Annotated in this window: 15 protein-coding genes, 2 tRNA genes, 1 other RNA gene and 1 pseudogene; 12 read left to right on the forward strand and 7 right to left on the reverse strand. The window is 43.6% G+C overall.

Features of this window, described 5'->3' with window-relative positions; genetic code table 11:
- The first annotated feature begins 9 nt into the window (after positions 1–9).
- From AB1401_03640 to glgP, 4 genes are all read left to right on the forward strand, one after another.
- Positions 10–1,290: a glycosyltransferase gene (locus AB1401_03640; protein ID MEW6614551.1), complete on the forward strand. Its 1,281-nt coding sequence runs from the start codon at positions 10–12 to the stop codon at positions 1,288–1,290.
- Between the two features lie 35 nt (positions 1,291–1,325).
- Positions 1,326–1,553 (forward strand): hypothetical protein, encoded by a 228-nt coding sequence (locus AB1401_03645; GenBank protein ID MEW6614552.1) that lies wholly within the window; start codon positions 1,326–1,328, stop codon positions 1,551–1,553.
- A 19-nt stretch (positions 1,554–1,572) separates the two neighbouring features.
- On the forward strand, positions 1,573–2,802 hold the full coding sequence (gene glgC, locus AB1401_03650) for a glucose-1-phosphate adenylyltransferase (protein MEW6614553.1): 1,230 nt from the start codon (positions 1,573–1,575) through the stop codon (positions 2,800–2,802).
- A 135-nt stretch (positions 2,803–2,937) separates the two neighbouring features.
- Complete coding sequence (gene glgP, locus AB1401_03655) at positions 2,938–5,088, forward strand: alpha-glucan family phosphorylase (protein ID MEW6614554.1); 2,151 nt, start codon at positions 2,938–2,940, stop codon at positions 5,086–5,088.
- 32 nt (positions 5,089–5,120) lie between these two features.
- Here the strand turns inward: glgP and AB1401_03660 are convergent, their stop codons facing one another.
- The 7 genes and pseudogenes from AB1401_03660 to AB1401_03690 all read right to left on the reverse strand — a co-directional run bounded on the left by AB1401_03660 (position 5,121) and on the right by AB1401_03690 (position 11,518).
- Positions 5,121–6,035 carry a cation diffusion facilitator family transporter gene (locus tag AB1401_03660; protein MEW6614555.1) on the reverse strand — a complete coding sequence of 305 codons (915 nt, stop codon included), beginning with the start codon at positions 6,033–6,035 and terminating at the stop codon, positions 5,121–5,123.
- 130 nt (positions 6,036–6,165) lie between these two features.
- Positions 6,166–6,501, reverse strand: a complete 336-nt coding sequence (locus AB1401_03665) for a hypothetical protein (protein ID MEW6614556.1) — start codon at positions 6,499–6,501, stop codon at positions 6,166–6,168.
- Positions 6,502–6,543: 42 nt separating this feature from the next.
- Positions 6,544–6,795, reverse strand: a complete 252-nt coding sequence (locus AB1401_03670; protein MEW6614557.1) for a TrkA C-terminal domain-containing protein — start codon at positions 6,793–6,795, stop codon at positions 6,544–6,546.
- Between the two features lie 58 nt (positions 6,796–6,853).
- On the reverse strand, positions 6,854–7,504 hold the full coding sequence (locus tag AB1401_03675) for a TrkA family potassium uptake protein (GenBank protein MEW6614558.1): 651 nt from the start codon (positions 7,502–7,504) through the stop codon (positions 6,854–6,856).
- A gap of 16 nt (positions 7,505–7,520) precedes the next feature.
- The gene (locus AB1401_03680; GenBank protein MEW6614559.1) at positions 7,521–8,852 is read right to left on the reverse strand and encodes a TrkH family potassium uptake protein; all 1,332 of its coding nucleotides are present in this window, start codon (positions 8,850–8,852) and stop codon (positions 7,521–7,523) included.
- Positions 8,853–8,981: 129 nt separating this feature from the next.
- Positions 8,982–9,583 (reverse strand): annotated as a pseudogene (locus tag AB1401_03685) (CorA family divalent cation transporter).
- 57 nt (positions 9,584–9,640) lie between these two features.
- Positions 9,641–11,518, reverse strand: a complete 1,878-nt coding sequence (locus tag AB1401_03690; GenBank protein ID MEW6614560.1) for a phosphoenolpyruvate carboxykinase (GTP) — start codon at positions 11,516–11,518, stop codon at positions 9,641–9,643.
- Positions 11,519–11,887: 369 nt separating this feature from the next.
- Between AB1401_03690 and tadA the strand changes: the two genes are divergently transcribed.
- The 8 genes from tadA to nifJ all read left to right on the forward strand — a co-directional run bounded on the left by tadA (position 11,888) and on the right by nifJ (position 19,469).
- Positions 11,888–12,349, forward strand: coding sequence for a tRNA adenosine(34) deaminase TadA (gene tadA / locus AB1401_03695; GenBank protein ID MEW6614561.1), 462 nt, complete (start codon positions 11,888–11,890; stop codon positions 12,347–12,349).
- Positions 12,350–12,410: 61 nt separating this feature from the next.
- Positions 12,411–12,504 (forward strand) — tRNA-Ser (locus AB1401_03700).
- 134 nt (positions 12,505–12,638) lie between these two features.
- Positions 12,639–12,732 (forward strand) — tRNA-Ser (locus AB1401_03705).
- Positions 12,733–12,899: 167 nt separating this feature from the next.
- Positions 12,900–12,998: signal recognition particle sRNA small type (ffs, locus tag AB1401_03710), an RNA gene on the forward strand.
- 29 nt (positions 12,999–13,027) lie between these two features.
- Positions 13,028–14,731 (forward strand): DNA polymerase III subunit gamma/tau, encoded by a 1,704-nt coding sequence (gene dnaX / locus AB1401_03715; GenBank protein ID MEW6614562.1) that lies wholly within the window; start codon positions 13,028–13,030, stop codon positions 14,729–14,731.
- A 94-nt stretch (positions 14,732–14,825) separates the two neighbouring features.
- Complete coding sequence (locus AB1401_03720; GenBank protein MEW6614563.1) at positions 14,826–15,140, forward strand: YbaB/EbfC family nucleoid-associated protein; 315 nt, start codon at positions 14,826–14,828, stop codon at positions 15,138–15,140.
- 119 nt (positions 15,141–15,259) lie between these two features.
- Complete coding sequence (gene recR, locus AB1401_03725; protein MEW6614564.1) at positions 15,260–15,865, forward strand: recombination mediator RecR; 606 nt, start codon at positions 15,260–15,262, stop codon at positions 15,863–15,865.
- 31 nt (positions 15,866–15,896) lie between these two features.
- The gene (nifJ, locus tag AB1401_03730; GenBank protein ID MEW6614565.1) at positions 15,897–19,469 is read left to right on the forward strand and encodes a pyruvate:ferredoxin (flavodoxin) oxidoreductase; all 3,573 of its coding nucleotides are present in this window, start codon (positions 15,897–15,899) and stop codon (positions 19,467–19,469) included.
- The last annotated feature ends 4 nt before the right edge of the window (positions 19,470–19,473 follow it).

The raw sequence follows: 19,473 nt of genomic DNA on the forward strand, positions 1-19,473 counted from the left end.
AGTCACCTGATGCACTATGACACAGCTCTTAGGGGTTACACATCAAAACGGATCGAGGAGGTTGAATCCGCAGATATCCTGGTAGGGATTCCCTGCTACAACAACGAGCGAACCATTGCCCATGTGATTCAGATGGTCAGTCATGGTCTGGCCAAGCACTACAAAGAACTAAGGAGCGTAATATTCATTGCCGATGGGGGGTCCACAGACGATACCAGGGAGGCAGCCAAGGAGTTTGAAATCAAACCGTGGCAGGAGAAGATTGTCTCTATTTACCGGGGCTCAGCCGGGAAAGGGACAGCCCTAAGATCTATATTTGAGACCGCTAAGCGGTTAAGTGTTGAAGCGTGTGCTGTAGTGGACTCAGACCTCAGGAGTATCACATCAGACTGGGTACAGTACCTCCTGGACCCTGTTATTAGCCGGAAGTATCAGTTTGTATCACCTGTCTACCTCCGCCATAAGTACGACGGAACTATTACTAATAATATCGTATACAACCTTACCCGTGCCCTTTATGGAAAACGCATCCGACAGCCCATAGGTGGGGACTTTGCCTTCTCAAGGGATTTAGCCAGGTTCTATAGCGAACAGGACGTCTGGGAAACAGATGTGGCCCGGTACGGGATAGACATCTGGATGACCACTAACGCCATAACTCAAGGGTTTCGTGTCTGTCAGTCCAATCTTGGGGCCAAGATCCACGATGCCAAGGACCCGGGGCAGCACCTGGGTCCCATGTTCCGCCAGGTTATCTGGACCCTCTTTTCCCTCATGGAAGGCTTTGAAACCTACTGGAAAGAGGTCAGGGGCAGTAGCCCTGTTGAAACTTTTGGACACGAAGAATACATAGAACCTGAGCCTGTAACCGTTAATGTAGAGGTAATGATAGAGAATTTCAGGACCGGCTTCCAGCAGTTCTCTTCCCTGTGGAAGGAGATATTCTGCAAAAACTGTTTCGACGAGATCACAAAGAGCTACCAAATGGATTCGAGCCATTTTCATCTTTCCACCGATACATGGATTCAGATACTCTATGAATTAGCAGCTACCTTCCATGCCTGGCGCATCAACCGCAATAAGCTGATCGACTTAGTGACTCCCCTTTACTATGCCCGCGTAGCCTCCTTCATCCAGCAAACCCGGGAGATGTCCTCACAGGAGGCTGAGGCACTGGTAGAGGAACAGGCTATAAAATTTGAGAAACACAAGGATTATCTCATCGAAGTATGGAACAAGAAAACTGAGGAGATAGCAGGTGAGCAAAAACACATCGGGCTGGAATGTTAAAAAAACGATCCATACAAGGAAAGGAGATTGAAATTATGACAGTATTAAATTTTATCATTGCCATTATCGCTTTGGTTGTTGCTGTTTTGGCATACAATAAGGCAGGGGGGGTGGCTGATTTAAAGAAACAAATTGAGTCACTGGGTCCTCTCCGGGAAAAGGCAGCGGATATCCTTGCCAAGTTTGAAAAGGGACTCCGCAAGGAAGGGACTGAAGAAAAGCCGGAAGAAAAAGGTGAGGAGACAATAAACAAACAAGTATGAGAAAGAGGAGGTGAGACCGATGAGGAACGTCCTGGCTATGATCATGGCAGGCGGTGGCGGACAGCGGCTCTACCCATTAACCCGTGACAGAGCAAAACCGGCAGTCTCTTTCGGAGGAATATACCGTTTGGTCGATTTCACATTAAGCAATTGCATCAATTCGGGAGTTCGAAAGATCGTGGTCCTGACCCAATACAAATCTCTGTCCCTGGAACGACATTTGAGGTTGGGCTGGGATATATTGGATTCAGAACTTGGCGAATATATATTTCCGATCCCCGCCCAGATGAGGACCAGCGGGGAATGGTATAAGGGAACTGCGGACAGCATCTATCAGAATTTATACTTTGCCGATACAGTAAACCCCCGGTATTTCCTGATCCTCTCAGCCGACCATGTGTATAAAATGGACTATTCCAAAATGCTCGACTTTCATGAAAGCAAAGGCGCTGATGTCACCCTTGCCACCACAGAGGTTGATCAGAGCATCGAATCCCGGTTCGGCATACTAAAGGTGGATGAAGAAGACAAGGTGACAGGTTTTGAGGAAAAGCCTCAGAGAATCGAGGCTTCACCCCGCAGCATGCAGCCCCTCTTTGCCAATATGGGGGTGTATATCTTCAATAGCGACATCTTAAGAGAATCGCTTGAGGAGGATGCCCATAAAGAGACCAATCACGACTTTGGCAAGGACATTATCCCGGAGATAATCCACAAGGCGAGGGTCTTTGCCCATAATTTCAGAGATGAAAACAAAAAGGAAGCCAAATACTGGAGGGATGTAGGTACCATCGATGCCTACTTTGATGCCAATATGGATCTGGTTGCGCCAGATCCAGCCCTGAACCTTTATGACACTGAGTGGCCCATACGTACCTATCAAGGACATTACCCTCCTGCCAAGACTGTCTTTGCACAGGAATATCCCGGTGGAAGGTTAGGTATCTGCCTCGATTCTATGGTTTCCGGGGGATGTATAATTAGCGGTGGTAGGGTACAAAACTCTGTCCTCTCTCCCCATGTTCGGATCAACAGCTACGCTGATATTCGGGAATCCGTTTTGATGGAAGGTGTAGAGGTAGGCAGATATTCTAAGATCAGGAGGACTATCATAGATAAAAGAATAAAGATACCTCGGGGAACAGAGATCGGTTATGACCTGGAAGCGGACAGAAAGCGTTTTTTTGTAAGTGAGTCAGGGATAGTGGTTATAGCTAAAGGCACTAAAATTCCATATTCAGACAAATAAACTTGCGGCATAATAATATTTGGTTATTGACTTCCCTCCAAAAATATACTATATATTGGGTATGTATTAATTTTATACTCAATATATGGGGGAACCTTTCAGCGTAAACCAATCAATTCATGGAGAAAAAGCAAAATGGATATGAGATTATTGGCAGCAAGGCTTCCTGCACCTATTGGCAGACTTGCCGAGTTGGCTTACAATTTGTGGTGGTCATGGCACCCGGAGGGACGGGCTCTGTTCAGGTCGTTGGATAGAGTGCTCTGGAAAGGTGCCCGCCATAATCCAGTTAAACTCCTTGGGGATATCCCCCTTCAAAGGCTTCTGGCGGCCTCCGCAGACATTTCTTTCCTCCAGGAATATGATGCTGCGGTAAAAACCTTTGATGACTACATGTCACAAAACAGCAGCTGGTTTGTCAATAACTACGGAATCCTTGACAGACAGACCATTGCCTACTTTTCAGCAGAGTACGCCATACATAATTCCCTTCCCATATATGCCGGAGGACTTGGTGTCCTGGCAGGCGATTACTGCAAGGAAGCCAGCGACTTAGGGGTACCACTGGTAGGCATAGGATTCATGTATCCCCAGGGGTATTTTCACCAACATATTTCCCCTGATGGTTGGCAAGAGGAGCTCTACGAACAGCTTAATTTCGAAGAAGCGCCCATCAGTGCTGCAGTCTCATCTCAGGGGGAGAGATTAAAGGTTCCCATAGAGCTGGATTCAAGAACAGTATGGGTCGCAATATGGAAGGTCAGTATTGGACGTGTCAATCTCTTCCTGATGGATACCGATATAGAAGAAAACCCACCCAGTGACCGTCAGCTTTCCGCTCGCCTCTATGTAAGTGATAGAGAGAAGCGCCTGCAACAGGAAATTCTTTTGGGGATTGGGGGGGTACGGGTTCTCCGGGTACTGGGTATCAAACCAACTGTCTGGCATGCTAATGAGGGGCATGCAGCCTTTATGATGCTTGAGCGTGTTCGAGAATTGGTAGAAAAGGGTATGAATTTTGACGAAGCTGTTCCTAGGATTCAGGCTACCACCGTATTTACCACTCACACTCCAGTTCCTGCAGGTCATGATGCCTTCCCCTTCGACCTGGTTGAGAGCTACTTCCATCGCTATTGGGAATCTTTGAGTTTGGACAGGAATACCTTCCTGGAACTGGGCAGAATAAAAGGAGAAACTTCTTTCAGCATGACTGTGCTTGCACTCCGGATGGCTGACTGGATAAATGGGGTAAGTAAACTTCACAGCAAAGTCTGTCGCAGGATGTGGCAATCCCTTTGGCCTGACGTGAAAGAGGATGATGTACCCATCACTTCTGTGACTAATGGGGTACATATCCCCACATGGTTAGCCCCCGATATGAGGAATCTCTACAGGAAGTATCTGGGCAAAGATTGGAGAGAAAAACAGGATAACCCCGACTTCTGGAAACGAGCAATGGACATTCCGGATGAGGAACTCTGGAAGACCCATCTGTGGTTGAAACGTAAACTCATCAGTTTTGTATGCGACAGGTCCCGTAAGCGCTGGACTGAAGACAATGTAACACCAGGACAGGTACTAACTATGGGAGCGTTGTTGGACCCCGAGGTACTTACCATCGGTTTCGCCCGTCGTTTTACTGACTACAAACGGGCTACCCTTATCTTAAAGGATACGCAGCGTTTGAAGCGTATTGTTCAGGACCAGTGGCGGCCGGTACAGATAATATTCGCCGGCAAATCACATCCGGCGGACGAACAGGGCAGATACCTCATTCAGCAGATATATCATATAGCAAAGGATCCTATGTTTGGGGGGCGAATAGCTTTCGTTGAGGATTACGATATGCATGTAGCACGATACCTGGTGCATGGGATGGACGTCTGGTTGAACACTCCCCGACTATTGCAGGAAGCCAGCGGTACCAGTGGCCAAAAGGCAGCGCTCAACGGCATCCCCCATTTTAGCGTATTGGACGGGTGGTGGTATGAGGGTTACAATGGAGCCAATGGTTGGGCTATTGGCAATGGCAAAGCATCTCCTGTGGCATCTCAAGATGACCAGGATGCCGAGGCATTCTATCGTCTCCTTGAGGATGAAATTGTGCCACTATATTATGAACGCGACTGGAATGGATTACCTCGTGGATGGATAAGGGTAATGAAAGAAGCCATATCTTCAATCGTACCTGCTTTCTGCACAAGACGCATGGTGAAGGAATATGTAGAAAGAATGTACATAAAAGCTGCCCAAGCAGTTGAAGACATGGCCGCCACTCATGGTTAAATACGAAGTTGGACAACAGAACACATATCTCACTATTCAGAAAGGTCTTCCAGGGCAGTTTCCACCATTGAAGGGTCAACATGTACAATCATTAGGCCAAGGTACTGGAAGTCTTTGGTAAGACATGCTTCCACCTCCTTAGCGATTCGGTGACCCTCAGCTACAGTCAGATTCCTGTCCACCACTACGTGGAGCTCTATTTGATAAAGCCCACCGGAGGTGCGAACCTTTAAATCATGAACATCAATGACACCTTTTACTTGACAGGCGCAGTATCTGATCCCGTCCACGATTTCAGGATTGGGGGCAGTGTCTGTGAACTCGCGTACAGAGTCCCGCAGGATTTCCAAACCCACCTTAAATATAAAAAATGAGACCACAAGGGCAGCATATGCATCAAGGATGTGCCAGCCTGGTTTGATAATGGCTCCTCCCACACCTATCAGCACCGCTACAGATGACAGGGCATCTGAACGATGTTCCAAAGCATTGGCTATAACTGCGGCACTCTTGATCCGTTTTCCAACATGGATTGTGTAGCGGTAGAGAGTTTCTTTAATGGCGATGGAAAGCCCTGCCGCTCCTACGGCCAGCCAGGTGGGGTGATGCTCGGTATGGTGGTAGATATTTAAAGTGGCTTCTACGCCTATATAAACTGCAGTACCCATAAGCCCCAGGCCAATAATCGAAGATGACAGGGTCTCAAACCTGGCATGTCCAAAGTGGTGATCTTTATCAGAGATTTTGCGCCCTATCGTTAAGCCAAACAGTACCACAAAGTCGGTTGCAAGATCTGATGCAGAGTGGGCTGCGTCAGCAATAAGGGCCTGACTGTGTCCGAACAGACCTGAAAAAAACTTGAGGGCGATCAAGAACAGATTGACCAGCATACCGATATAGGTAACCCTGTAACCAGAATGGGTTTGTGAATGACCATGTTCTGACATCTCTTGTATAATGCCTTTTTTTTCTGTCTGGCTTTGTGTTGGGCACAGCCTGTATCTTCTTTAGTACAAACGGTATACTTGATGAAGTCGTAAAAAGTCAAAAATCAGGCGCATAGCTCTCAGTTATAGTCTAATCGATAAACTCGGCAATCCTGCTGTACTTTTGTTTAAGCTCCAAAATAATCCTATCGTAGTAGCGAATCCTGATGATTCCTCGTATAATGAGGTATGAACCCAGAAAAAACAAAATGGCACTTATCACCAATGCCGGCACAAACAGATGTATCACCTGGATAACATCGTAGTATTTCGAGGTGGCTATCAGGATACTCAGCACCGAGAGCGGCAAAGCTAAAACGGCAATTCCTGTGCGCATGGCTGACAGTGATGTCCTTTTTTCCGCCAAAAGAAGCTGAACCTCATTGATGACAACGCCTTCACTGTCAATCTCACCGTTCTGTGGCAAAGATTCCTCCTTGAGTTCCATGCTACTCAGTTTTCTAGTCCATCACTCTTCTCCACGCAACTTTTCAAGTCCTTCATTTGACCCCAGAAGAACCAAGATGTTGCTGTCTTTCATGATGGAATCTCCCGTGGGGATAAGGTTCAAACGCTCAGGGATAAGTTCTTTGATTGCGATTACCTGAACACCATAAAGATTGATGAGATCGAGTTCACGCAGGGTTTTACCCGTAAACTTTTTTGATGGAGCCAATTCTATAATACTGTAACCTTCCAGGAAAGGTAAATAGTCGAGCATATTAGGGTTGTGTAACCTTTCAGCCAGAGAGATAGGAATGTCCCTTTCAGGGTAGTTTTCAAAAACTTAATTTTTCAAAATCTTCTTCTTTACAAATAAACAGAAGAATTGAGTCTGGTTCTATCTTTGAATCAGGATCGGGCATAAATGAAATCACATCTTTTAGAATATTTTTAATGGCTATTATTTCAATATGATACTTTTTTCGAAAACCTATATCTTTAATTGTCTTACCGATAAATTTATCTGGGATTGCGATTTCAAAAATGCCATATTCAGGCGTAAGTGGAATATATTCAATTAAATTAGGGGAATTTAATCGTTCTGATAAATGTTCGCCAGCCATTTTTTCGGGATTGATAATTTCAGTGGCACCTATTTTTTTATAGATTATCGCCTGAATGTCATTCACTGCTTTTACAATTATGTTCTTAATTCCAATTTCCTTTAAATGATAAATCGCCAAGCTATTTGCTTCAATTGTTTCCCCAAGATTTAATATAACAGTATCTATGTTTTTGTTTAGATACTCTTTCAAATATTCCCCCGTTTTTACATCATGAACTATCGCATTGGTAACCAAATCTTTAATCTCTTCAATTTTATCACTATCCGAATCAATGACCAAAACTTCATGACCCTTTTGGGCAAGTGATACAGCAAGACTAAATCCAAAATTGCCCAGCCCAATAACTGCAAATTGACGCATATAAAATCACCTACCTTTATCCAACATAAATATCACCAAGGGGATATTTATATGTTTCCCTGTGTCTTTTGAGAACAGAAAGACCAACACCTAATGGGCCTATCCGCCCAATTAGCATGGTTGCTATAATAAACAATTTTCCAATGAAGGTCAAATTGCCGGTTATACCGGTGGAGAGGCCTACGGTGCCTAATGCCGAAACCACTTCAAATAGAATCTGGATAAATGATCCACTTTCCGTAACAGATAAAACGAGAGTAGCCAAAAACATCCATAAACCAGCCAAAAGCATTATCGATAATGAGTGTCGGATAACTTCAGCGCTGACGCGTCGTTTGAAGATATTCACGTCATTTTTTTGCCTCAACACAGAATAAAGCAAAGCAAGCAGAATACCAAATGTTGTTATCTTAATACCACCTGCTGTGCTGCCTGAACCCGCTCCAATAAACATGAATCCAATAATCAGAAATAAACTTCCTTCACTCATTCCACCTATATCAATAGTATTAAACCCCGTTGTGCTGGTAGCCGTTAAAGTCTGAAATATAGAATTGAGCATTTTTTCTTTAACAGAAATGGTGGCTACCCAGTGTTCCGAAAAATAAATAATGAATGTGCCCATAATAAAAAATACAATCATTAGCAAGTAAACAAGTTTGCTATGGACCGATAACCTGCTGGGTTTCTTTTTCTTTAATTTGTTCCGAATATTTTCAAAACTATCAAATACGACCCAAAATCCCAGACAACCTGCCGTAAAGATCAAGATCAGGATTATATTCAGAACAATGCTGTTATTATATCGGCAGAGATTATCAGCATAAATTGAAAATCCTGCTGTATTGAACGCAGAAACGGAATGAAAAATAGCTGAATAGACAGCTTGCGGTAGTGTAAAATCGCTGGAAAGATAAATACTTAATGCGATGGCACCTATCAATTCAATTACAAATGTATAAAATATGATTAGTTTTGCAAATTTGGCCGCTTCAATTTTAAAAGGCCGTTTTACTACCTCATGAAGCAGTAATGTGCTTTGCATAGAAAGTTTATTGCCCATCAAGAGAACAAAAAAAACAAAAAACAGCATATAGCCTAAACCGCCGATTTGAAAGAGTATCATAATTACAATTTGTCCGAACAAATTATAATGTGAACCTGTATCGACGACAATTAGCCCTGTAGTAGTTATGGCTGAAGTCGCGGTAAATAGAGCATCCAGATAAGGAGTCGTTTCCCCAGAAGATGATGAAATCGGTAAATATAATAAAATGCCACCGATGAGACTAATTAGAATAAATCCAACGGATAGAATTTGAATAGGAGTTCGTTTCCTAAATTTCATAATATATAATGTCCATTTATAATCTATTGTTTCATGAGAAAAAAAATCAGAAATAAATTACTCCCTTCCCTTCATCATTAAAAAATGAAGAGTTAGGGGCACGGCGCGCCGTGCCCCTAACCGAACATTTCAAAGCCACTTTTTTCTCTTAAAATAGATTACCATTACAACTCCTACAGTTGCCATGGCTATCAACGCGGCTGGATAAGCCCAATGAAGTTCAAGCTCTGGCATATATTTAAAGTTCATTTCATAAATACCCGCCATAAAAGTCAGGGGGATGAATATGGTAGCAATAATAGTTAAAACCTTCATAACCTCGTTCATTTTATTGCTGATACTGGAAAGATAGACATCGAGCATTCCAGAAACCATGTCTCTGAATGTTTCTATTGTATCCTTATGACTACGAAGATGTAATCCTCAAAATCCTCCATTTTTGGACGTTGCCCCGTATTCAAAATGTCTTCCAGAATAAGGGGATGTATGTTAAAATGGATCCCAAGTCTTTCTATCGCATCAACCTCATGGAGACCATCTATGTTTACCCAGGTAACGGTCGGTGTATCTTTAAACGGGAAGCATTCCTCCACTGTATTTACTTCCTGCTCTTGAAACTGCACTTCATCGTAGTCAATAACCGTAATCCTTGTCCTGTCAGTTTTCTTTTCCCCTATATGGACGAGGGTACCAGGGGAGAGACCAACCTTTTCTTGCCTCTTCTTAATCAGCTTAAGCATTATGGGACGGACCTTCTAATAATACAGAAAGGATTTTTTACGAAGCTGTCATAATTTATCTGGTGTAATATAGTCACCGTATCTTTCCCTTGCCTTGTTCAACCTCTGCCTTTGTTCCTCCAATACTTCAAATACCTTTTTGGGTGTATCAGAAACCTTGGTCTCATAAATCGCTTTTATCCTATCAATCTTTGCCAGGTTTTCCGGAATCCTTATCATAAATTGCTTACTATAGTCTTTTTCAGTATAGTCTTTTTTAAGTACCTCCTTAAACAGCCTTTGAATATCCTCATACCTGGGTATCTTACCAGTAGGTGTTTCAATGAAGCCAACTTCATCATTGACCCGCAGTTCCATCCATTTATACCAGACTCTCTTATCTGTCTTCTCATTTAAGAAATTTCCCTCCCTGTCTTTAATAAAGTAATTAACAGAAAAGATGATGGGCGGTTTTTTCAGGTTTTTGCCAAAATCCAGATTGTCTTGAATATACTTTCCTACAGGAATGGACAAAAAATCCAGATTGGACATAGGATTAAATTCTCTTACCCCTTCCTTCCCTAACGTGGCAGCCGTAGTCTCAGATTCCAATGATGCACCTTTGGCTATTATTCCATGTGCCCAGTCAAAAGATTCTTCAACTGGTACACAGGTATCTGAATCCCTGCCCCCGTAAACTATTCCACCTACCGAAACACCTGATGGGTCATTAATTTTAGGGTCAAGGTTTTCAAAAGCATCTAAACTGATCGTAAATCTTGCATTTGGATGGGAGCATTGTATCTCTTTACCCTTTCCGTCTTTTTTCCCAGTAAGCCATTCCCCTGAATGGTTATAACCTTTGGCGGGGACATTTCCATCCTTTCCAATCCAGTGTACGTGTTTATCTTCAGTAACCAGCACGTTGGAAAATATGATCTCTCCAGGGCTATGAAGCCCATTCCACTGATATGGGTCATCCTTAGAATTTACTCCCATTATTATACCAAACATGCCCTTTTCCACATTGACTGCCCTGACCTCTCCATCTTTTTGTCTGAGATAGGCAATATCATCCCCCACGATTCTTTCACCATCCAGCATGGCAGTAGAGGTCTTCCCGCAGAGGGAAGGAAACGCCCCTGTAAAATAAGTCACCCTATTTTTTGGGCCGTTTATTCCCAGGATTAGCATATGCTCTGTTAACCAGCCTTCTTTTGACCCCTGGTTGATTGCCAGGCGCATAGCCAACTTTTTCAACCCAATAGTGTTGCCACCGTACTGGGTGTTGGTGCTGTACACAATATCATCATCAATATCAATATATATTCTTCGTTTATCCAGATTTTTACATACCTTCCTTTCATCGAGTTCCCCTTGAGAATGGACAAACTTGAAGAAACGGGCTTTTGCCCCCTGCCTGACAAACTCTTCATAACCTGTTCGGTAAAGGAGAAACTCACTGTGAGCCACATAACTGGAATCGGTAAGCTGGACACAGGGGATGGAAAACTCGGATTTGGTAGGGCCCAAACAGAAGAAACATATGTAGAGTTCTTTGCCCTCCATAATATTTTTAAGTATCTCATGGACTTCCTTTACCCCTTCATATCTGTCCTTTGTAATTATGGTTGGACCAAGATCCACACCCTTAGGGACAAGGATATCGGTATGCTCTTTGTCCCTCCCTTGGTCATAATAACTGTCAAAATGAATGGTATGACCATCAATAGCCAGTCTGCTTTCCTCCCCATTTATTATTGCCGATTCCCTTATATATTTAATATCATTCATGGAATCAGTACTAACAAACACCTTTCTGGGGTTACAGAGTTCAACATACTTGGCAATGAATTGATGAAGCTCTGGATTGTCAATTCTAATCAGTTTTTGGTACCCTTCTTCCCCTAATCTGGTTTTGAGCGTGTCCATACTTTTTTTACCCATTTTTCAATCCTCCCTGGCTATAAAAGTTCATTAAAATTTGAGGGCTTTGAGAAACATATTTTTCAAATGTTTCAATTTGCTATTATTTACCTTTATCAGAAAAGGACTCCCTTATCAATCATTTCTTTATTATTTTCTTTTTTTCTAACCGGCACATTTCCCATTTTTCAGGGCTAAGGTTATTGGAGTACTGTGTTTTTTTTATCCTTAACAGAAAAATTCTTTTTCCTCAGACAAAAACTTTGTTGTCCGATTCCCCTTTTTAAGTTGCCCGTAGATTGCGTTTATGGTATAAAAAATAAGTAGCTAATTCAGTAGACAGGAGATAGAATTCAGGAGTCAGTAATTAAATCAACAATCAGCCGAAGAATGGATATACATACTGAATTTATGCAGGAAGCGCTGGCAGAAGCCAGAAAGGCAGGGAAAAAGGGTGAGGTCCCTGTTGGAGCTGTAATCATTTCCTCAAATGGAGAGTTATTGGCCAGCGCTCATAATGAATCCATTTCCAGAAATGATCCCACTGCCCATGCTGAGATCCTGGCACTAAGAAAAGCAGGCAAAAAACTGGGTAACTATCGTATATCAAACAGCACGTTTTACGTAACCATAGAACCCTGTATCATGTGTATAGGAGCGCTTATCAATGCCAGAATACATCATCTGGTTTATGGTGCCAGAGATCCAAAGGCAGGGGCAGTAGATTCTGTCTATAATATTCTACAGAACTCAAGGGTTAACCATAAAATGGAGGTTTCTTCAGGAGTTTTGGAAAGAGAGTGTCAGGATATTATTCAGTCGTTCTTTAGACGATTGAGAGACAATCAATAATGATTGCCTAGTAAAAAGTAAAAGGTGAAAACCACCTGATTTCGCAACGCAGGAAATTTCAGGAGAGATGGCCGAGTCTGGTCGAAGGCGATTGATTCGAAATCAATTGTCCTGAGAGATCGGGACCGGGGGTTCAAATCCCTCTCTCTCCGCCATAAAAACCAGTTACCACCCCCACCCTCCCCTCCCCCTTCAAGGTGAAGGGTTTGGGAGGGGGTGAAAAGTGATGAGTAGTTAAAAAGATTTTTGACTGAAAACTGTTCACTGATAACTGACCACTGTAGTTATGGGAGAGATGTCCGAGCTGGCTGAAGGAGCACGACTGGAAATCGTGTGTACGCTCAAAAGGTGTACCGAGGGTTCAAATCCCTCTCTCTCCGCCATAAAAACCAGTTACCACCCCCCACCCTCCCCTCCCCCTTGAAGGGGGAGGGTTTGGGAGGGGGTGAAAAGTGATGAGTATATAAAAAGATAGAGATGATTAGTTTGTTAGTTTGTCATGGAAAATGAAAAAGATAATTTTAAAGCTTGAATATAATTACAAATTGATAGCTGGATCCTACGCAATTAAAGGGTACAAACCCCGTCAGGTCCGGGAGGAAGCAGCGGTAGTAATCTCTTTAGTGTGCCGTAGGGTAATCCAGCTATCATTTATTAGAGGTAAGAAAGGACTATTCTATGTCCTATTTGGTTCTGGCTCGGAAATGGCGACCTCAGATCTTTGAAGAAGTGGTAGGCCAAAGACACGTCACAAAGACCCTCCAAAATGCAATTATTGGCAATAGAGTCCCTCATGCCCTTTTGTTTACTGGCACAAAAGGAGTAGGAAAAACATCCGTTGCCCGAATTCTGGCAAAAGCCTTAAATTGCCAGAATGGTCCAACTCCTGGACCGTGTAACCAGTGCCAGTTCTGTAAGGATATATCCACCGGGGCATCTATAGACGTTCTGGAGATTGACGGAGCGTCAAATACTGGCGTAGACGATGTAAGAGAACTCAGGGAAAATGTTAGATACCTTCCATCGAAAGGTAGCCATAAGGTCTATATTATTGATGAAGTTCATATGTTATCCAATAGTGCATTCAATGCATTATTGAAAACCCTGGAAGAACCCCCAGAACATGTGGTATTTATATTTGCCACTACAGAACCCCATAAAATACCCCCAACTATACTCTCCAGATGTCAACGATATGATTTTAAGCGGATCTCTGCCAGAGATATTCTTGCTCATCTGAAACTCATCGTATCAGACGAGAAGGTACAAATCAGTGATAAGGGTTTAGCTTTAATTGCCAGGGGAGCAGAGGGTAGTATGAGGGATGCCCAGAGTATTCTGGATCAGGCTATATCATTTGCCGGGAGGGATATTAGCTATGATGAAATTGTGGAGATTCTGGGGATTATAGATCGGAAACTGTTCTATGAAACTTCCCTTTCAATAATAGAAAGGAAGCCCAAAAGATGCCTCGATATTATCGAGGATGTATATAACTATGGGTATGATATTAAAGAATTTTACAAGGGGCTTCTGGAACAGTTTAGAAATCTGATAATAACCAAGGTTACTGAGAACCCCTCTAGGTTAATAGACCTTCCGGATAGCGAGATTGAAGATCTTACCACGCAAGGGGCATTATTAGGCATCGACGAGATTCAGCAGCTATTCAGCATCCTTGCTAATAGTGAACAAGAGATTATAAGATCGAGTAACCCCAGGTTGGTCATGGAGATGACCCTTGTCAGGATGGCTCATACAAGACCATTGCTCTCTATTGATGACATCTTACGTAAGATTGATAAGTTGGAAACAAAATTACTCAATACAGATAATAGTGATACTAATAGCACAAGGTTGTCCCTGGAAAAACCACAGCTTTTGGATTCATCCCCAGAACAAGTATTGGTCAACCACGAAATTGAGCACCTGGAAGTTGCTAATGATACGGAACTTTCCGAGGCAGAATCTGGAATTAAGGGATGGGATACTAAGGAGATATGGCTTAATCTGATTGGCTTCGTTAAGAAGAAAAGACCTCTTTTAGCTTCCATCCTTGAACTTGGTCATTTGATAAACATAGACGATGGAAAGATTGATATAGGACTTGAAAAAAATTCTGTATTCATGGACAGTATAAATGAACCCCAGAACAAAAAGGACCTTGCAGATATCTTCAGAGAATTCTTCCAGAGGGAAATGGCACTGAACATATCAGTCATAGTTCCTAACTCAGACTCAGCGTCCATTTTAAAAAAAAACAGTAAAGGATCTGACGGAGTTAGAAAATTGAGAGAGGAAGCATTGAACAATCCGATTGTCCAGTATGCCATCAACATATTCGGAGGCAAGGTTACAGAGATAAAGACGAAGCAAGTATAATAGTCAACTACCATCGGCTAAAGCCGATGGCTTAAGGGTTCGAGGATTCAAGTTTTTCTCCCATTCCCCGAGGGGACAATAACGGAGGTAGCGGATGTCAAAAGGTTTTGGAAATATTATGAAACAGGCTAAGATGATGCAGGAAAGGCTTGGAAAGATCCAGGAGGAACTTGCCAATAAGACCGTAGAGGCTTCGGCTGGTGGAGGAATGATTACAACTGTGGTCAACGGAAGACAGGAACTGGTCTCCATAAAGATAGACCCTGAGGTTGTCGACCCCAATGATGTGGAGATGCTGCAGGACCTTATAGTAGCCGCAGTGACTGAAGGAATAAAGAGGTCGCAGGAGATGATGGCAGAAGAGATGAGCAAGGTCACTGGCGGGATAAAGATTCCCGGCTTAACCTAATTTGATGGCTTCGTAAAAAGTCCATCTGTCCGCCTCTGGCGGATTACTGTGCCATCCCAATTTTGACTTTTTACAAGTCCATCTGATTTAATCCAGCGTGAATTTAAAAAGGTGACAGGATGTCGTTTTCTTACTTTGCCGATTCTATTGATCGCTTGATAGACAGGTTGAAAAAACTTCCAGGCATAGGTGAAAAGACAGCTACCCGTCTCGCCTTTTATATTCTTAACTCCTCCAGAAAGGAAGCAGAGGAGCTGGCCAAAAGTATAATTGATGTAAAGGAAAAGGTTTCCTGTTGCTCTGTTTGTTTTAATTTTTCCGATAGTGATCCATGCAAAATATGTGGGAATGAAAGAAGGGATGATAAGACAATCTGTGTTGTAGAGGACCCTGCAGACTTTCTGGCAATAGAGAAGACAGGGAAATATAAAGGCAGATACCATGTATTGCAGGGAGTACTCTCACCTCTGGACGGGATTAGTCCCCAGGAGATCAGAGTAAAGGAATTGATAGAAAGACTGCACGTTGGAAAGGTAAAAGAGGTTATTATTGCTACTAATCCCTCTGTGGAGGGAGAGGCTACCGCTATTTATCTGGCTAAGCTGATTAAGCCCATGGGGATAGAAGTGACAAGGATTGCCTATGGAATCCCTATGGGGGGTGACATTGAATATACCGATGTTGATACATTAAGTAGAGCTATGGAAGGAAGAAGAGAGCTATAAACAAACAATTAAAGAGAAAGGAATACAAAAAGTGAATAAGACAAAAAAAACCATTGAAGGGAATGAAGCAGCAGCCCATGTAGCCTATGCCATGAGTGAAGTGGCAGCAATCTACCCGATTACCCCTTCAAGTAGTATGGGTGAATACTGTGATGAATGGGCGGCACATGGGCGGAAGAATATATTTGGCCAGGTCATGAAAGTGGTAGAGATGCAGTCAGAAGCCGGTGCCGCAGGTGCTGTGCATGGAGCACTTTCTGCAGGGGCTTTGGCAACTACATTTACAGCATCCCAGGGCCTGCTGCTGATGATACCAAATATGTACAAGATATCCGGTGAAGTTATGCCTACGGTTTTTCACGTTTCGGCACGTGCTATTGCTACCCATGCCCTCTCCATATTCGGCGACCATTCGGATATAAACGCCGTCAGACAGACAGGTTTTTGTCTGCTGGCATCGTCCTCTGTCCAGGAGGTAATGGACCTGGGACTGGTAGCTCATCTTGCCAGCATTCGTTCGAGCCTTCCCTTTGTCCACTTTTTTGACGGATTCCGAACTTCATCGGAGGTACAGAAGATAGATATCATCGATTATTCTCACATGGCTGAGCTTGTGGACTGGGAGGCAATAGATGATTTCAGAAGCCAGGCGATGAACCCTGAGCACCCACAGCTCAGAGGGACTGCGCAGAATCCGGACATATTTTTTCAAAACCGGGAGTCTGCCAACCCTTTTTACGATCAGGTTGCATACATTGTCCAGGATGAAATGAAAAAAGTAGGAGCTCTCGTAGGCCGTTCGTACAATCTTTTCGATTATGTTGGAGACCCCGAAGCAGACAGAATAGTCATTTCCATGGCATCCAGTTGTGATGTTATCGAAGAAACGGTCAATTACCTGAACGGATTGGGCCAAAGGGTTGGCCTTATCAAGGTCAGATTGTATCTCCCCTTCTCGGTAGAACACTTTTTAAGGGCACTTCCAGCCACAGCCAGAAGAATTGCCGTTCTGGACAGGACAAAGGCACCAGGGGCTTTAGGGGAGCCTCTTTTCCAGGATGTATGCACAGTCTTCTATAACAGGGAGGATGCCCCGGTTATCGTGGGCGGCAGATATGGACTCGGCAGCAAGGATTTTACACCCACCATGGTAAATGCCGTTTTTGACAACCTGCGATCATCTGTGCCAAAAAACCATTTTACAGTGGGTATCGTAGATGACGTAACCTACACATCCCTTGATCTGGGTACTGAAATAGACCCATCCCCAAAAGGGACTGTGCGATGCAAGTTCTGGGGACTGGGTGCCGATGGAACCGTTGGCGCCAATAAGAACGCAATAAAAATTATCGGTGAGAATACGGATATGTTTTCACAGGGTTATTTCGCTTATGATGCAAAAAAATCCGGCGGCATAACCATGTCTCACCTCAGATTTTCGCCCCATAAGATCCAGTCCCCGTATCTGTTAACCAAATCCGATTTTATTGCGTGTCATAATCCTGCTTTCGTTACTCAGTATAATATCCTGGAAGGGATCAGAGAAGAAGGGTCATTTCTCCTCAACTCATCCTGGAGCCTTAAGGAAATGGAGAGCGAGCTTCCCAATCATATGAAGAGAACCATTGCCCAGAAAAGGCTGAACTTTTACAATATAGATGCCGTTAAAATCGCTTCCGAACTCGGTCTGGGTGGACGTATTAACATGATCATGCAGACGGCGTTTTTTCAGATAGCCAATGTTATTCCTCCTGAGGAAGTCTTTAAATACGTAAAGGAAGCTATTAAAAAGACATACGGGAAAAAAGGTGACGAAATTGTCCAGATGAATATTGATGCTGTGGACAAAACCGTAAATGCCTTGAAAAAGATCAAGGTTCCAAAGTCCTGGGCCGGTGTGGGTCAGGAGGCATATATTGAAAATGACGAACCTGAGTTTGTGAAGGATGTGGTAAGGCCTATGCTTGCCCAGCAGGGAGATAAGCTTCCTGTCAGTGCCTTCAGTCCGGATGGCATCTTCCCTACAGGTACTACCAGGTATGAAAAACGGGGGGTTGCCATAAATGTGCCGGAATGGCAGAAGGATGAATGCATACAGTGCAATCAGTGTTCCTTTGTATGCCCTCACGCCGCAATTCGTCCGGTCCTTGCCCGGAAAGAAGACCTAAGTAATGCCCCCAAAGATTTTACTACTGTTGAAGGCAAAGGAAAAGAACTGGAGGGATTGAGATACCGAATTCAGGTCAGCCCTCTTGATTGTGTGGGCTGCGGCAACTGTGCTGACATCTGCCCTGCCAAGAAGAAGGCTCTGATTATGAAGCCGCTGGTCACACAGACAGACACTCAGGTTCCCAACCATAAGTTTTCAACAGAGCTTCCTGTTATAGACAACCTGATGCCAGTCTCATCGGTGAAAGGTAGCCAATTCCGTCAGCCCCTCTTTGAGTTCTCAGGGGCATGCCCGGGATGTGGCGAAACACCATACATAAAGGTTGTTACACAACTCTTTGGAGATCGAATGATGATTGCCAACGCTACAGGCTGTTCTTCCATCTACGGCGGATCTGCTCCCACGTGTCCTTATACCGTCAATGATAAAGGATATGGGCCTGCCTGGGCAAACTCCCTTTTCGAGGACAATGCGGAATATGGCTTTGGAATGGAGCTGGCAGTAACACAGAGACGGGAAAAGCTGGCACAGATGATTCAGGAAGCCCTTAATTTGAATATATCAAAAGAACTCAGGCAAGCATTTCAGGGATGGCTGGAGAATATGAATGATGCAGATAAGTCAAGGGAGTACGGTCAAAAAATAGAGGAAGTTATTGGTAAATATCTGCTGGACAGTCGGGGTGTGGTGGATGAGTTAATCCTTGATATCTCAGATATGAGCGATCTTCTCGTTAAAAAATCAATCTGGGTCTTTGGCGGTGACGGCTGGGCATATGACATCGGTTACGGTGGGTTAGACCATGTTATTGCACTGGGTCATGATATAAATATCCTGGTATTGGATACTGAGGTATATTCCAATACAGGCGGTCAATCCTCTAAATCAACACCCACAGGAGCTGTTGCCAAATTTGCTGCCAGTGGCAAACCGATTAGTAAAAAGGATTTGGGAAGGATAGCCATGACGTATGGGTATGTCTATGTTGCCTCTGTTGCCATGGGTGCTAACAAGAATCAGCTTATAAAGGCGCTGTCAGAGGCAGAGAGTTATCCAGGACCATCTCTGATCATAGCCTATTCCCCCTGTATCAATCACGGGATAGACATGGGCAAAAGCCAAAATGAACAAAAGCTGGCAGTGGAATCAGGCTACTGGCCCCTCTATCGTTACAACCCAAAACTCAAAGAAGAGGGTAAAAATCCCTTTGTTGTTGACTCAAAAGACCCCAAGGGTAATTTCAGAGAATTTCTTATGGGTGAAGTGCGTTATTCCAGTCTTGTAAAAACCTTTCCAGAGAATGCAAAAACGCTCTTCCAAAAAGCCGAAGAACAGATGAAAGAGAGGTACAATACTTACAAACGGATGGCAGAGCAGACGGAGCAAGACTTTCCCAAAAAATCCTTGACAAAGGAAGGGGAAAAGGATACTTAGTATA

Source organism: Thermodesulfobacteriota bacterium, from assembly GCA_040757775.1.
Lineage (GTDB): Bacteria > Desulfobacterota > UBA8473 > UBA8473 > UBA8473 > UBA8473.

Bases quoted from the DNA above. Each gene is read 5' to 3' on its own strand.
- AB1401_03640 (MEW6614551.1), top strand. From the start codon at position 10: ATGCACTATGACACAGCTCTTAGGGGTTACACATCAAAACGGATCGAG.
- AB1401_03645 (MEW6614552.1), top strand. From the start codon at position 1,326: ATGACAGTATTAAATTTTATCATTGCCATTATCGCTTTGGTTGTTGCT.
- glgC (MEW6614553.1), top strand. From the start codon at position 1,573: ATGAGGAACGTCCTGGCTATGATCATGGCAGGCGGTGGCGGACAGCGG.
- glgP (MEW6614554.1), top strand. From the start codon at position 2,938: ATGGATATGAGATTATTGGCAGCAAGGCTTCCTGCACCTATTGGCAGA.
- AB1401_03660 (MEW6614555.1), bottom strand. From the start codon at position 6,035: ATGTCAGAACATGGTCATTCACAAACCCATTCTGGTTACAGGGTTACC.
- AB1401_03670 (MEW6614557.1), bottom strand. From the start codon at position 6,795: ATGCTCGACTATTTACCTTTCCTGGAAGGTTACAGTATTATAGAATTG.
- AB1401_03675 (MEW6614558.1), bottom strand. From the start codon at position 7,504: ATGCGTCAATTTGCAGTTATTGGGCTGGGCAATTTTGGATTTAGTCTT.
- AB1401_03680 (MEW6614559.1), bottom strand. From the start codon at position 8,852: ATGAAATTTAGGAAACGAACTCCTATTCAAATTCTATCCGTTGGATTT.
- AB1401_03690 (MEW6614560.1), bottom strand. From the start codon at position 11,518: ATGGGTAAAAAAAGTATGGACACGCTCAAAACCAGATTAGGGGAAGAA.
- tadA (MEW6614561.1), top strand. From the start codon at position 11,888: ATGGATATACATACTGAATTTATGCAGGAAGCGCTGGCAGAAGCCAGA.
- dnaX (MEW6614562.1), top strand. From the start codon at position 13,028: ATGTCCTATTTGGTTCTGGCTCGGAAATGGCGACCTCAGATCTTTGAA.
- AB1401_03720 (MEW6614563.1), top strand. From the start codon at position 14,826: ATGTCAAAAGGTTTTGGAAATATTATGAAACAGGCTAAGATGATGCAG.
- recR (MEW6614564.1), top strand. From the start codon at position 15,260: ATGTCGTTTTCTTACTTTGCCGATTCTATTGATCGCTTGATAGACAGG.